Source organism: Sporosarcina sp. FSL W7-1349, from assembly GCF_038003045.1.
Lineage (GTDB): Bacteria > Bacillota > Bacilli > Bacillales_A > Planococcaceae > Sporosarcina.
This window is the reverse complement of sequence record NZ_JBBOOK010000001.1, coordinates 1,860,971-1,874,463: the sequence shown is the minus strand read 5'-3', so window position 1 is coordinate 1,874,463 and position 13,493 is coordinate 1,860,971. Positions and strand designations below refer to the sequence as shown.

The window sequence follows — 13,493 nt, the reverse complement described above, 5'->3', positions numbered from 1 at the left end:
GATCAGCATAGGGAGCACCTTTTTTTAATAATGAGTGATTACTCACTTTACTACTACCACCACTACTTCTTTTATAATGGAGTGAGTAATCACTCACTACGTGAAAGGAGCGGATTTTATGCAATCAACCACCAAACCTTGTGTATCCATCCGTAACGTTTCCAAGAGTTTCAAGGATCATCCGGTTCTTCAGGATATCAATCTGGACATTATGCCAGGGGAGATTTTCGGGCTTCTTGGACCGTCAGGAGCGGGGAAGACGACGTTGGTGAAAGAGTTGGCGGGGCTGGACACGCCGACGAGCGGGGAAAATCTTGTCTTTCAGGAAAAGATGCCTTCCTTGCATTTGATAAACCGGATCGGTTATATGGCCCAGTCGGATGCCCTGTACGAAGAACTGTCTGCGAAGGAGAATCTTCAATTTTTTTCGGAGCTGTATGGCTTGAAAGGGAAGAAGCAGGCGCAGCGGATTGATGAGGTGATGGCGCTTGTGCAATTATCCAATGACTTGACGAAATTAGTTTCCAATTATTCAGGTGGCATGAAACGAAGGCTATCCCTCGCCATCGCACTCCTTCATGAGCCGGAGTTGTTGATTCTCGATGAGCCGACGGTTGGCATCGACCCTGTCCTCCGGAAAAGCATTTGGCAGGCGTTTGCCGGTTTGAAAGCGCAAGGGACGACATTGATCGTGACGACGCATGTCATGGACGAGGCGGATAAATGCGAATCGGCTTGCGCTCCTTCGGGATGGGAAATTGATCGCGGTCGGGTCGCCGGCTGAATTGAAATCGCAAACGAACACCACGACAATCGAGGAAGCATTCCTCGTCTATGGAGGTGAGGAAGCATGAGAGTCGCGGCACTTGTCAAACGGATTCTACGGCAAATCGTCCGGGATAAACGGACGATCGGGTTGCTCATCTTCGCGCCGATGCTCGTCTTGACGATGTTGTATTTCATTTTCGAAGGCGGAGAATATGAGCCTAAAATAGGTTTGGTGGATGTCCCAGAGATGATTGAACAGCAACTGAATGTCGCAGGGGCGACCCTCACCAATTACAATGATGAAACGGCCGCCAAAGAGCAGCTGGCTAAACAAAAAATAGACGCTTATCTCAAATTCGAAGGGATGTCGCCGTCCCTCGTCGTGGAAGGTAGTGACCCGACGGTGACCGGCGCGACGATGAAATGGTTCCAACAGGCATTGCCGAAACAACCCGGCGGAGGCATGATGCCCGAGCCGCAAGTCGATTTCCTCCATGGCTCAAGCGATATGGGGCAGTTCGATTATTACGGCCCCGTTCTTCTCGGATTTTTCGTGTTCTTTTTCGTTTTTCTCATCGCGGGTGTTTCCTTCCTGCGGGAGCGGACGACCGGGACATTGGAACGATTATTGTCCAGCCCGCTGCGCAAATGGGAAATTGTCGCGGGCTACGTCATCGGCTTTGGTTTATTCACAATGATTCAATCGACATTAATCACCGCCTATGCCATCTACGTGCTCGGCATGGTCATGGAGGGCTCGTTCCTATATGTACTGCTCATCATTTTATTGCTCGCTCTTACGGCGTTGACGCTCGGGATTCTACTCTCCTCCTTTGCCCATAATGAACTGCAAATGATACAATTCATCCCGATTGTCGTCGTGCCGCAAATTTTCTTTTCAGGTTTATTCAACCTTGAAACGATTGCTGGATGGCTAAGCTGGATCAGTCACGTCACGCCGCTGTACTACGCGGCGAATGCCTTGCGCAATGTGATGGTCCGGGGGTATGGTTGGGGAGATATCTATTTGGATCTTTTCGCAATTCTGGGCTTTTCCCTGTTATTCATTGCCATTAATATAATCGCACTGCGCAAATACCGTAAAATGTAAGGAGGACATATGGCTGATCAAAATATGATGGATGAACTGTTCGACAGCGAGATGACGGAAAAGCAAAAACAAATCGTGGTAGCGGCCATTGACATCTTCGCGGAAAAAGGGTTTGCCGCCACATCCACAAACGAAATTGCCAAAAAGGCAGGAGTGGCAGAAGGGACGATTTTCCGTCATTGGAAAACGAAAAAGGATCTCCTGCTGTCCATTGTCAGTCCGATGATGGTGAAAATGCTTGCGCCATTCATTATCAAGGATTTGAATAAAGTGCTAGATCAAGAGTACGCAACGTTCGAAGATTTCGTGCGTGCGATGGTCGAGAATCGGCAAAAGTTTTTGGAGAAAAATATGTCCATCCTTAAAATCCTTCTTCAGGAGATCCCGTTCCACCCGGAATTGCGGGAGCTGTTCATCGAGCACGTCGGCAAGAAAGTGCTCGCCCGATTTATCGAAATCATAGAGCATTACCAGTCGAAAGGGCAGCTCGCCGATTTGCCTGCGACGACCGTCGTCCGGCTTGCCGGTTCCACGATTCTCGGGTATTTCGCAACAAAATACGTCATCGCCCGAAACTCGGACAGTTGGGAGGACGACGTAGAATTGGAGAGGACGATCCGGTTTTTGGTGGATGGTTTGGCAAAACAGGGAATGTAACGGATTTCATTCCCGAAATTCTTCTCGGTTTTGTTGAATTTCCTATGATTATTTCGAAAAACCGATTGTATATCGGGGCGGAAAGGTCTACTATGGACTCATGATAATTCTAGGAGTGACTGAAATGGAACAAGTTGGAAGTTATCGAGTGGAAAAAGACTATATCGGGGAGAAGCAAGTACCGGCTGATGCGTATTACGGCATCCAGACGTTGCGCGCGGTGGAAAACTTCCCGATTACGGGTTATCCAGTGAGTAAGCATCTGATCAAAGCGCTAGCCATCGTAAAGAAATCCGCGGCACAGGCGAACAGCCTGACCGGGCAACTTGACGGCAAGATTGCGCAGGCCATCATCCAGGCGGCTGACGAAATCATCGGGGGCGCGCTGCATGACCAGTTCCTCGTCGATCCGATCCAGGGTGGCGCCGGCACATCGATGAACATGAATGCGAATGAAGTCATCGCGAACCGGGCACTAGAAATCCTCGGCGAGACGAAAGGAAATTATAAAGTCATCAGCCCGAACACCCATGTGAACATGGCGCAATCGACAAATGATGCTTTCCCGACGGCCATCCACATCGCCGTTCTCGATAAAGTGCAAGAATTACTGGACGCAAGTCATGCGCTCCACGAAACGTTCCTGAAGAAAGCAGAAGAATTCCATCCATTGTTGAAAATGGGACGGACGCATTTGCAGGACGCTGTTCCGATTCGACTCGGCCAGGAATTTGAAGCGTACGGCCGCGTGCTAAGCCGGGACATCGCCCGGATCCACGCATCCCGTGAACATCTATATGAAGTGAACATGGGTGCGACTGCGGTCGGAACCGGATTGAACGCGGATCCAATGTACATCGAAAAAGTTGTCCAATTCCTATCCGAAAACAGTGGGTTGGAATTAACATCCGCCGAGCACCTCGTAGATGCGACGCAAAACACGGACGCCTATGTTCAAGTGTCCGCGGCACTTCGCGGCTGCATGATTAATATGTCCAAAATCGCGAACGACTTGCGCCTCATGGCATCCGGACCGCGCACCGGACTTGCGGAAATCGTCCTTCCGGCACGTCAACCGGGCTCTTCCATCATGCCGGGCAAAGTGAATCCAGTCATGGCGGAAGTAATGAACCAAGTCGCTTTCCAAGTCATTGGGAACGACACGACGATCAGCTTGGCATCCGAAGCGGGCCAATTCGAACTAAACGTCATGGAGCCGGTCCTCGTCTTCAACCTATTGCAGTCGATGGACATCATGACGAACGTCTTCACCGTGTTCCGCAACTACTGCTTGGACGGCATCCAAGCGAACGCAGATTTGATGGAAGAATATGTGGATAACAGCATCGGAATCATTACGGCCATCAATCCGCATGTCGGCTACGAGGCGGCGACACAAATCGCGAAAGAAGCTTTGGAAACTGGCCGTCCGATCCGCGACATATGCATCGAACGGGGCATTTTGACGGCGGAAGAACTAGACGTCATTCTGCACCCATACGAAATGACTGAACCGGGCATTTCCGGCAAAGAACTATTGGAGAAAAAAGAACTATTGCGTGTATAAGAGATAGGTAGGAGTGGCTGATTTTGTATTAGCCGCTCTTTTTTAAGGAAAGAAATGGTATAATGAAAAGAGAATTGTGAAACCTTGGATGAAGATGGAGGTTAGGGAAATGGCAATCAAAAATGTCATGGAGGATGTCGTACGGGACGTTCTATTGAAATATGAATCGCAATTGCATTTGACCTGTCGATGTGAACGGTGCCTCGACGACATCATGGCGCTCGCGCTCAACCAGCTGCCCGCACGCTATATCGTCAACTCGGAACTGAGCCCGTACGTCCGGGCGGCCCACGAAACCGACCGCCAAGGCGCGACCACCATCCTCTCCGTCGTCGCCCACGCCGCCGGCCGCGTCTCCGCCAGTCCCCGCTGCGGCAACGCCATCCTAACCGCAACCGACGAAAAACCCCTGACCCAAACGTTATAATATGATAGAAAACAAGCTCTTTTTTAGAAGAGGGGCTTGTTTTTTTGTGGGGTGGGGCGGGAGCGCTGATATTTTGCTGGGACTGCTGATAACTTCGGCCTAGTGCTGATAACTCGTGAGAAGTGCCGATAACATCGCCTGAACGCTGATAACTCGTGGGAAATGCTGATAACCGTGTGTCAGCGCCGATAAATCGTTAGAACCGCTGACAACCGATACCCCATCCAATAAAAAAACACCTTCCCCAAATAGGAAAGGTGCCCATTCTCATCTCGAAAACAACGAAAGCATGTCATTCAGATTTTTATTCACAGAGGAAACGAGTAAATGATCCCCTTTTTGGCGGATATCCAAGTTGACGAACTGCATCATTTCCTTTGCCATATCCGTATCTTCCAACAACGATAGGGATTTCGTCAAATTCGCCTCGAACACCATGGCGTTCGTCAGATGATGCTCGATCGCTTCCATTTGGGAACCGACCTTTGTTAGGTGGCCGGAAATCGTTTTGATTGCGTTATCAATTGTTGTAATTAATTTCTCCGAACTGTCCCGGGTTTCCAAGGAAGCTCCGTCAATCCCCAACTTCACCGTGCTGACATCAATCGTATCAATCGACATCCGCTGTCCTGGATTCGCCCCCACATGGAGAATAATCGGAGCGCGATCGCCCAAAATCTTTTTTGTGTTGAACTCTAGCTTAGTCGATGTATCATCAATTGCCTCGAGGATCTGATCCAACTCTTTCTGTCCCGCTTCCCTGTCACTATCCGTCAGCGTCCCGTTCGCGTTCGCCACCGCCAATTCACGCGCCCGCTGCAACAGACCGTTGACGTTGTTCAGTCCTTCATTCGACGCTTCGAGAACGGAAAGGCCATCCTGCATATTGCTTTGCGCCTGCGAAATGCCGCGGATCTGCGCGCGTATCGTCTCTGAAATCGACAGCCCGGAAGCATTATCGCTCCCCTTTGCAATCTTCAAACCGGTTCCGAGCTTCTGCAAACTCTTCTCGATCTGCGTGTTATTGCGCGTCATCCGCGTTTTCGAAAACGCGATGTTTTCTTGGCTATGTATGCGCATCGTGTCACCCACCTTTTATTCAAAATCAATCATCCGCCCTTTATATCGGCAAATTTTCTTGGAAATGAACGCTTGCCTGCCGATAATAAAGAAAAAGGCATCAGGAGGGAAAAACGTGGATTTCAGGAAAGTCACAAAAGTCTACCAGGAAACGAACGTATCCACGCTCCCCGTTATCGATTACGTTCTCCTCTGTTTGAATGAAGTGCTGCGTAACGTAGAGAGTTACGAAGAATCCGACAGTATCGAGGAACGGAAAGAAGCGCTGGCCAAAGCCCAAACTCTCCTTTTTGAGCTGATGGCCACGGTGGACCATAAAACCGCGGAAGGCGAACGATTGCAAGTCTACTATGCTTATTTGAATCAATGCCTTATCGAAATCCGCATCCACGACACCCCCGGAATGCGGGAACAAGTGTCGCGACAGATCAAAAAATTGATTGACTCGTGGGAAATTGCAAAGGCGGAAACGCGTAGGCAGAAATATACGACGCAGTGGATATAAGGGGATGGCTGTTTCGAGGTTGTCCTGGAATGTAGTGAGGTTGAGGTAACTTGTTTTGATGTTGGTCGCAAACATTATGAGGTTTGGGTAAAATGTTTCGCGGTTAGGAAAAGCCGTTTCGAAGTTGAATGAAAATGTTGTGTGGCTCAGCTGAAACGTTTCGAAGTTGAACGACATCATTACGAGGCATCGCCAAAATGTTTCAAAGTCGCCCTCAAGCATCACCAAATCAATCCACAACACCCAAGCATTCGAAAAAAAATCATTTCCAATGTTTATTTTCTGTCAATTCGGGCATACACTACAGAAATATCCCGTACCGAGTGGAGCGCCGGTACGGGATATTTTCATTTTCCTTGATAGTTAGGTTTGCGTTTTTCGGCAAACGCGTTGAGTGCTTCGATCCGGTCTTCGGTCGGAATCGTAATTTCATAGGCTTTGCGCTCGATGGCGAGGCCGGTTTGCAAGTCGACGTTCATGCCGTTTTTGATGGCATATTTCGCTTGCTGCAACGCGATCGGGCCATTCGCAAGCATGGCGTCCGCAAATTCGAATGTCGTCGCTTCCAAATCTTCCGCCGAGGCCACTTTCGTCACCATGCCGTAGCTCAATGCTTCGGCAGCAGTCAACCGTTTGGCGGTCAAGATCAATTCCAATGCTTTTGCTTCGCCAATCAACCGGGGCAAGCGCTGGGTTCCGCCCGCGCCCGGGATAATAGCGAGCCCGGTTTCGGTCAGCCCCATCAACGCCGTATTGACCGCAATCCGGAAATCACAAGCGAGCGCGAGTTCCGTCCCGCCGCCAAATGCGAACCCATTCATCATCGCAATCGTTGGCTGTGGCAAGTTCTCGACCGCCGTGAATACTTCGCCGATTTTATAAATATTCCGCTTCACCTGCAAGTCGGTCAGCGTCTTCCGCTCCTTCAAATCAGCCCCCACACTGAATGCCCGGTCGCCCGCCCCCGTAAAAAGGACTACCCGGATATCCGGATTGATGCGGATCGACTCCGTAATATTCCCCAAATCGACTAACATTTCATAGTTGAACGCATTCATCGCCTCCGGCCGATTGAGTGTCACGATGGCCAAGTTCCCCTTTTGTTCATAATGAATCGTTTCCATACCAAACATCCCCCTTGTCGTATGTATACTACTAAAACATACCATTTTTTGAAGATTGGCGCTAGTGGACCTATAAGAAGTACGCGCTAATCGAAAAGAGAAATAGCACTACCCTTCTTACGGCTATGTAAATAACCACATAATAATAATCTTGAGTCTATGACTCCTAAAAAATATCTCGGCTTAATAAAGCCACCGCGCCATGCAGTGGCTTTTATTCGTTTCCATACACCATCCCGTTTCCCATTCCTCCCCACATCAAGTAGAATAAACACCAGGAGTTGATACTTTTGAAAACCGCAATTGTGACTGATAGCACGGCATACCTGCCGGCTCATTTAATAGAAGAATTGGATATCCGAATCATTCCGCTGACGGTGATGCTGGAAGGGCAGGCGTATGAGGAAGAAATCGGGATTGCAACGACCGATTTCTACAATAAAGTGCGGGGGGACGGGCCGTTGCCGAAGACGTCGCAGCCGCCGGTCGGCCGGTTCGTGGAGCTGTTCAATGAGCTTAAACAGGACTACGACGCCATCATTTCCATCCATCTGTCTAGCGGCATCAGTGGCACGTATGCTGGGGCGGTGCAGGCGGGGGAGATGGTCGATGGGGTGGAGGTCTGCGCATTCGACACCGAAATCTCGTGTTACATCCAAGGGTTTTACGTCATCCGCGCGGCGCAACTGGCGAAGCAGGGTGAGAAACTTGACGAAATCATGGCCGCCCTGAATGAAATGAAACAGACGACGCGTGCCTATTTCATGGTGGACGACTTGTCGCATCTGCAGCGCGGCGGCCGCTTGTCCGGCGCACAAGCACTTATAGGGGGGCTTCTCCAAGTGAAGCCAATCCTCCATTTTCAGGATAAAGTGATCGTCCCGTTCGAAAAGATCCGGACGCGCAAAAAAGCGATGAAACGGATTGCCGATCTGCTCGGCGAAGAGGCGGCCCGCATGCCGCTTGACGCGTGCATCATTCATGGCAATTGTCCGGAAGCCGCTGAAACTTGGCGCGACGAATTGGCCGCCCGCTTCCCGGACGTGCATTTCACGATCAGCCATTTTGGCCCGGTCATCGGCACCCATCTCGGGGAAGGCGCGATGGGGCTCGGCTGGACGAAGCGAAATGGCTAATTGTCCGAAAATCTGGTAAACTGTGAATAGATTGGAAAGGGGGCGTTGCCCATGACGACAACCTTCGACCCGGCCATCAGAGATTTTCTGAGCGGCCGTATTTGGCTGCGCCGGCACACCCCTTTCCCGCGCGAAGTGATCGATGCTCATATTGAATCAAAACGGATTCTGACCATTCCAGGCATACAGGTGAAAAAACGCCACCCGTTTTGCAATCGATGTGAAAACGAAGACCCGGCCAGGTTTACAACATTCGACTGTGCCAAATGCGGCGGCCCGTGCACGTACTGCAGGCATTGCCTGAAAATGGGGCGCGTTTCTTCCTGTACCGAGCTCATCATTTGGAACGGCGAAGCGCCCGTTTTTCCGACCGACCATGCGCTCGCTTGGGAAGGGACACTTACGCCGCGCCAGAAAAAAGCGTCCGAAGAACTTGCCGAAAGTACTGCAAAACAGCGGTCGCACCTCATTTATGCTGTCTGCGGCTCTGGGAAAACGGAGATTTTATTCGAACCGATCCATCGACTGCTAACGGAAGGGAAGCGGGTGTGCCTCGCCGCGCCCCGGGTCGACGTCATCCTCGAACTCGAACCAAGGCTGCGCGCTGCGTTCCCCGAGACTTCCATCGAAGCGCTTTACGGCGGGAGCGAATCAAAAACGGATACCGCACTGCAGCTTGTCTTGGCGACAACGCATCAGCTGTTCCGTTTCCGGCACGCGTTCGACGCTGTCTTCGTCGACGAAGCGGATGCGTTCCCGTACACGGCGGACGAACCGCTCCAGCGGGCTGTCCGAAAAGCCGCGAAACCGGGAGTGCCCGTCCATTTTGTTACCGCGACACCATCGGACAAGCTGCTTGCGGACATGAAGAAAAACGGCAACATCTCAACGATCAACCGCCGTTATCACGGACATCCGCTGCCTGTTCCGAGGTACAGCACGCTATGGAATTACGCGAAACGGATCCGAAAAGGGAAGCTGCCGAAAAAACTCGTTGCGTGGACGGAAGACCGGCTGAAAAGGAAGGAACCGTTCCTTATCTTCTTCCACCATATCGGCTTGATGGAGGAAGCGCTTCCGTTATTTGAAAAGCTGGATCCGCGTATTAAAGCGGTCCATGCGGCGCATCCCCACCGGAAGGAGCATGTCCAGATGCTGCGCAATAAGGAAGTTCCGGGACTGCTAACGACAACGATCCTGGAACGCGGCATCACGATCCCGAATGTCCAAGTCGCGGTCGCCGGGGCAGAACAGCTCATCTTCAACAAGGGTGCTCTCATCCAGATCGGCGGCCGTGTCGGACGGTCTGCGCAACATCCGGCCGGCGATTTCGTCTTGTTTCATCATGGCATCACGTATGCCATGGACGAAGCGAAACGGGAAATCCAAAGGTTGAATGAAGGGCGTGACACGACATGAGCCACTGTCTCTTATGTGAGCAGTCAATCGCGACTTCACCGACATTTAGCGGGCTGCTCGGCATCGATCACAAAAAAGACATATGCGAGGACTGTTCAAAAAGCTTCCAGCGCGCCGACATAATAGATGAAGATCCGCTTTTTGAACGGATTACCTCCATCTATACGTACAATGAAGCGATGCGCGAATACTTGCATCAATATAAATTCCTCCAAGACGTGGCACTCGCGGGCGTCTTTTCGAATGAATTGCGGGCGGTGCTGAAAGGGAAGGCGACCGTCGTCCCGGTTCCGATGCACCCGGAAAAGAAAATTGATCGCACTTTCTCCCATGTCGACGAGCTGCTAAAGCGAGCGGGCATCCCGTTTGTGCATCTGCTCGAAAAAAACGGCACCGAAGCGATGGGAGAGAAATCGAAAGAAGAACGGCTCGCGATGCGCCCTTTATTTGCAATCAAACCGGACGCAGCCGTCGGACCAGGTCCATACATACTCATCGATGACATTTTCACGACCGGCACGACGCTCCGCCACGCGGCAACCGTCCTAAAAGAGGCCGGCGCCACGCAGATCGAAGCGGTCACGCTCATCCGTGCCGAACCGTCACACTAGAAAGGAGTTCAACCAAAATGGCAGAATTACGCGAATGCCCGACATGCGGCGACTTTTTCAACTACACCGGCGTGCGGGACGTCTGCGCGAAATGCGCGATGGACGAAGAGAAAATCTACGAGGAAGTGTACCGCTTCCTGAGAAGGCGGGAAAACCGGGCGGCGACCATCGAACGAATCGTCGAAGCGACAGGCTGCACCGAATCGCTGCTTCATAAATGGGTCCGCAAAGGCCGCCTGCAGCCGGCCCTCTTCCCGAACCTCGGTTATCCATGCGACAACTGCGGCCGCCTGACGACTAAGGGGAAACTCTGCGACCGCTGCACCGCCGATATTAAAAATGAACTGCGGACGTTTGAAGCAGCACAGGAGTTTCGGGAGTCGGTGGATAAACAAAGCAAAGCGACGTACCATGCGGAGCGTCGGTCAAACACGTAAAAGCAGCCAACAGGATCCCATGGCATACCGTGTTAGCAGGTGGAATGGTGCCAGGCAGGGCCACAATTCGCAAAGGGCGCGAATGGTGTCCCTGTCTGGCACCGGAGAGGGTGGGGCATGGGTTGTTTTTGTTTCAGGCATGATTTCTATATAACAGAGGCACCCTAGTTTTACCGGCAGCTTTTGGCCTGCCGGTATTTTTCGTTCAAAATGCCCTTCAATTTCAAGCGGAGCTGCCGAAATAAAGAATAAGGCCTCATTTACAATCGAAAGGAGCGAGATGCAGATGAAAATCAACAACAATATGAACATACCGCGTATCAATCCGTACAAAGCCAACCAGATCAAGGCGGAACAGGCAAAGGAACAGATGAAGGTCAAAGCGGACAAAATCGAAATCTCGTCCGAAGCGAAACAACTATCCGAAACGTCAGCCTTCTCTCTGAAAAGACAAGAGCGCGTCCAACAGCTGAAATCGCAAATCCAGGACGGCACGTACAACGTGGATGCCGAAAAGCTCGCATCCAACCTGGTCAATTACTTCAACATCCAGAAATAAGGAAAGAAAGCAGGCAAGCATATGTCCATCCAACCCATTTTGGCGTCACTCGACAGCCTCGAAAAACTTCATAGAAGTCTGCTGCGGCTCGCATATGACAAAACGAAGCTTATCAAAGAAGGGGACATGATTGGCCTCGACCAGATGCTAAAAGACGAGCAAGCACATCTGGCCGCCATCGTGCAAATGGACAAACAACGGCAGCGAGCCGTAGTGCAATACCTGACGGATCAAGGAAGACCCGTCACCGGCGAACCGACCGTGGCCGACCTGCTCGACGCAGCACCGGAAGCGGAAAAGCAACAACTGGCGGAGGCGAGGGACCGTCTCCTGCATGCGATTCATGACTTGAAATGGCAAAACGACCTGAACCAGAAACTGACCTACCAATCCCTTCAGTTCGTGAATCTATCGCTGGACATGGTCCGGCCGCGCCCGGAATCGGTCAACTATTCAAAAACAGAAATTCAAGGCAGCCAAAAGTCGAAAGACGTACCAACTTTCGATACAAACGCCTGAGGAGGAAAATAAATGCGCTCCACATTCATGGGACTCGAAACAAACAAACGCGGACTGTACACCCAACAATCCGCACTCTATACGACTGGGCACAACATCAGTAACGCTAACACGCTTGGCTACTCCCGCCAACGCGTTAACATGCAGGCGACAGCTGGCTTCCCGGGCGTTGGTTTGAATACACCGACGATGCCGGGGTTCCTTGGGACTGGGGTCGAAGCTGGATCCATCCAGAGGATCCGCGATTCGTTCGTTGATCAGCAATATAGACAGGAATCGAATAAGCTTGGTTATTGGGAATCCAGATCCAATGCCATTTCCCAAATGGAAGACGTACTCGCCGAACCATCTGCGTACGGTTTGCAAAAATCACTAAGTGAATTTTGGTCATCTTTGCAACAACTTGCCACCGACCCTCAAAACGGAGGGGCACGAGCAGTTGCCGTAGAGCGGGGCGTAGCGGTAGCCGGCTCTTTCAATTACTTGCACAAGTCACTTACTGAAATCCAAACCAACCTTGGCCAAGAGATCGGCGTCAGCACAAAAGACATTAACTCCATCATGCAGCAAATTGCCGATTTGAACCGCCAGATCAGTGAGGTTGAACCAAACGGCTATATGCCGAATGATCTGTATGACGCGCGTGATTTACTGCTCGACGAATTGGCTACATATGTACCAATTGAAGTCAGTTATCAGAAATCAGGCGGGCGTGCTTTGGCGATTGCCGAGGGTACCGTGACGGTGAAGATTAAGACAGCCGGAGATCCGATTACTGTAATTAGCGGAAAAGACGCAGCGAAAATGAGTGTGGTGGGTGCCGATGCAGAAGGCAACCCTACAGGCCCAAATAATATGTCTGGATTTACTTTCACAGCAACAGGAGCGGCTACAGGTGGACCACTTGATGTTGCCGATATGCAAAAGTCTGGGAAACTGAAATCCTTAGTAGACTCCTATGGATATAGCACGGATGGCGGGGCAACTGTTAAAGGATTATATCCTGAAATGCTTGCCAAATTGGACAAGATGGCGCAGGAGTTTGCGAGAGAATTTAATGATCAACATAAACAAGGTACAGACTTAAAAGGAGATCCAGGAATTGATTTCTTTGAGGGGGGACCTCCGATAACCGCCGGAAATATAAAAGTTTCGGATGATTTGCAGAATGATTCTAATAAAGTAGCAGCTTCCGATTCTGCTTCTGCCGAAGTAGGCAATGGGAAAAATGCACAGAAACTGGCGGATATACAGTTTAAACCAATTGGTTCTAGTGGTACTGGCTTAGATGGCTCCACCATTCAATCCTACTTCGCTGGTATCATCGGCGAACTTGGCGTCGAGGGTCAACAGGCAAACAAAATGACAACAAACACCGCCATATTACTAGGCGCCGTCTCCAACCGAAGAGATTCCATCAGCTCCGTGTCACTAGATGAAGAAATGACCGACATGATTCGTTTCCAACAAGCGTATAACGCATCGGCCCGCATGATTACCGTAGTGGACGAAACACTCGAAAAAATCATCAATGGCATGGGTGTTGTCGGCAGATAAAAAGGGGGAACCATTT

General features: G+C 50.8%; 14 protein-coding genes and 1 pseudogene. 13 read left to right on the top strand and 2 right to left on the bottom strand.

Going from position 1 to position 13,493, the window contains the following annotated elements:
• Positions 1 to 118 precede the first annotated feature (118 nt).
• The 5 genes and pseudogenes from MKY41_RS09295 to MKY41_RS09275 all read left to right on the top strand — a co-directional run bounded on the left by MKY41_RS09295 (position 119) and on the right by MKY41_RS09275 (position 4,530).
• Positions 119 to 854: pseudogene (locus MKY41_RS09295) on the top strand (ABC transporter ATP-binding protein).
• Positions 851 to 1,879, top strand: a complete 1,029-nt coding sequence (locus MKY41_RS09290; protein WP_041073487.1) for an ABC transporter permease — start codon at positions 851 to 853, stop codon at positions 1,877 to 1,879. Before MKY41_RS09295 ends, MKY41_RS09290 begins: the two are co-directional and overlap by 4 nt.
• Positions 1,880 to 1,888: 9 nt before the next feature.
• Positions 1,889 to 2,536 carry a TetR/AcrR family transcriptional regulator gene (locus MKY41_RS09285; RefSeq protein ID WP_041073489.1) on the top strand — a complete coding sequence of 216 codons (648 nt, stop codon included), beginning with the start codon at positions 1,889 to 1,891 and terminating at the stop codon, positions 2,534 to 2,536.
• Positions 2,537 to 2,660: 124 nt separating this feature from the next.
• Positions 2,661 to 4,103, top strand: coding sequence for an aspartate ammonia-lyase (gene aspA, locus MKY41_RS09280; RefSeq protein ID WP_041073491.1), 1,443 nt, complete (start codon positions 2,661 to 2,663; stop codon positions 4,101 to 4,103).
• Positions 4,104 to 4,212: 109 nt separating this feature from the next.
• The gene (locus tag MKY41_RS09275; RefSeq protein WP_052483931.1) at positions 4,213 to 4,530 is read left to right on the top strand and encodes a late competence development ComFB family protein; all 318 of its coding nucleotides are present in this window, start codon (positions 4,213 to 4,215) and stop codon (positions 4,528 to 4,530) included.
• A 267-nt stretch (positions 4,531 to 4,797) separates the two neighbouring features.
• Here the strand turns inward: MKY41_RS09275 and MKY41_RS09270 are convergent, their stop codons facing one another.
• A complete protein-coding gene (locus MKY41_RS09270; RefSeq protein ID WP_041073493.1) occupies positions 4,798 to 5,610 on the bottom strand; it encodes a flagellin in 813 nt (270 codons plus the stop codon).
• Positions 5,611 to 5,725: 115 nt separating this feature from the next.
• Here MKY41_RS09270 and MKY41_RS09265 point away from each other — a divergent pair, with 115 nt between their 5' ends.
• A complete protein-coding gene (locus MKY41_RS09265) occupies positions 5,726 to 6,115 on the top strand; it encodes a flagellar protein FliS (protein WP_041073495.1) in 390 nt (129 codons plus the stop codon).
• 347 nt (positions 6,116 to 6,462) lie between these two features.
• Here the strand turns inward: MKY41_RS09265 and MKY41_RS09260 are convergent, their stop codons facing one another.
• The gene (locus MKY41_RS09260) at positions 6,463 to 7,239 is read right to left on the bottom strand and encodes an enoyl-CoA hydratase-related protein (protein WP_041073496.1); all 777 of its coding nucleotides are present in this window, start codon (positions 7,237 to 7,239) and stop codon (positions 6,463 to 6,465) included.
• A gap of 290 nt (positions 7,240 to 7,529) precedes the next feature.
• On the opposite strand from MKY41_RS09260, the gene MKY41_RS09255 reads away from it, so the two are divergent.
• The 7 genes from MKY41_RS09255 (at position 7,530) to flgK (ending at position 13,477) form a co-directional block, all read left to right on the top strand.
• Positions 7,530 to 8,375 (top strand): DegV family protein, encoded by an 846-nt coding sequence (locus MKY41_RS09255; RefSeq protein ID WP_340744747.1) that lies wholly within the window; start codon positions 7,530 to 7,532, stop codon positions 8,373 to 8,375.
• 51 nt (positions 8,376 to 8,426) lie between these two features.
• Entirely contained in the window at positions 8,427 to 9,794 is a 1,368-nt protein-coding gene (locus MKY41_RS09250) for a DEAD/DEAH box helicase (protein WP_340744746.1), read from the top strand.
• Complete coding sequence (locus MKY41_RS09245) at positions 9,791 to 10,405, top strand: ComF family protein (protein ID WP_340744745.1); 615 nt, start codon at positions 9,791 to 9,793, stop codon at positions 10,403 to 10,405. The genes MKY41_RS09250 and MKY41_RS09245 overlap by 4 nt, the downstream gene beginning before the upstream one ends.
• A gap of 17 nt (positions 10,406 to 10,422) precedes the next feature.
• A complete protein-coding gene (locus MKY41_RS09240; RefSeq protein WP_340744744.1) occupies positions 10,423 to 10,842 on the top strand; it encodes a TIGR03826 family flagellar region protein in 420 nt (139 codons plus the stop codon).
• A 286-nt stretch (positions 10,843 to 11,128) separates the two neighbouring features.
• On the top strand, positions 11,129 to 11,401 hold the full coding sequence (gene flgM, locus MKY41_RS09235; RefSeq protein ID WP_340744743.1) for a flagellar biosynthesis anti-sigma factor FlgM: 273 nt from the start codon (positions 11,129 to 11,131) through the stop codon (positions 11,399 to 11,401).
• Between the two features lie 21 nt (positions 11,402 to 11,422).
• Entirely contained in the window at positions 11,423 to 11,920 is a 498-nt protein-coding gene (locus MKY41_RS09230; protein ID WP_340744742.1) for a flagellar protein FlgN, read from the top strand.
• 12 nt (positions 11,921 to 11,932) lie between these two features.
• Complete coding sequence (gene flgK, locus MKY41_RS09225) at positions 11,933 to 13,477, top strand: flagellar hook-associated protein FlgK (RefSeq protein WP_340744741.1); 1,545 nt, start codon at positions 11,933 to 11,935, stop codon at positions 13,475 to 13,477.
• The last annotated feature ends 16 nt before the right edge of the window (positions 13,478 to 13,493 follow it).

Bases quoted from the DNA above. Each gene is read 5' to 3' on its own strand.
- MKY41_RS09240 (WP_340744744.1), top strand. From the start codon at position 10,423: ATGGCAGAATTACGCGAATGCCCGACATGCGGCGACTTTTTCAACTAC.
- flgM (WP_340744743.1), top strand. From the start codon at position 11,129: ATGAAAATCAACAACAATATGAACATACCGCGTATCAATCCGTACAAA.
- aspA (WP_041073491.1), top strand. From the start codon at position 2,661: ATGGAACAAGTTGGAAGTTATCGAGTGGAAAAAGACTATATCGGGGAG.
- MKY41_RS09285 (WP_041073489.1), top strand. From the start codon at position 1,889: ATGGCTGATCAAAATATGATGGATGAACTGTTCGACAGCGAGATGACG.
- MKY41_RS09290 (WP_041073487.1), top strand. From the start codon at position 851: ATGAGAGTCGCGGCACTTGTCAAACGGATTCTACGGCAAATCGTCCGG.
- MKY41_RS09270 (WP_041073493.1), bottom strand. From the start codon at position 5,610: ATGCGCATACATAGCCAAGAAAACATCGCGTTTTCGAAAACGCGGATG.
- MKY41_RS09230 (WP_340744742.1), top strand. From the start codon at position 11,423: ATGTCCATCCAACCCATTTTGGCGTCACTCGACAGCCTCGAAAAACTT.
- MKY41_RS09245 (WP_340744745.1), top strand. From the start codon at position 9,791: ATGAGCCACTGTCTCTTATGTGAGCAGTCAATCGCGACTTCACCGACA.
- MKY41_RS09275 (WP_052483931.1), top strand. From the start codon at position 4,213: ATGGCAATCAAAAATGTCATGGAGGATGTCGTACGGGACGTTCTATTG.
- flgK (WP_340744741.1), top strand. From the start codon at position 11,933: ATGCGCTCCACATTCATGGGACTCGAAACAAACAAACGCGGACTGTAC.
- MKY41_RS09260 (WP_041073496.1), bottom strand. From the start codon at position 7,239: ATGGAAACGATTCATTATGAACAAAAGGGGAACTTGGCCATCGTGACA.
- MKY41_RS09250 (WP_340744746.1), top strand. From the start codon at position 8,427: ATGACGACAACCTTCGACCCGGCCATCAGAGATTTTCTGAGCGGCCGT.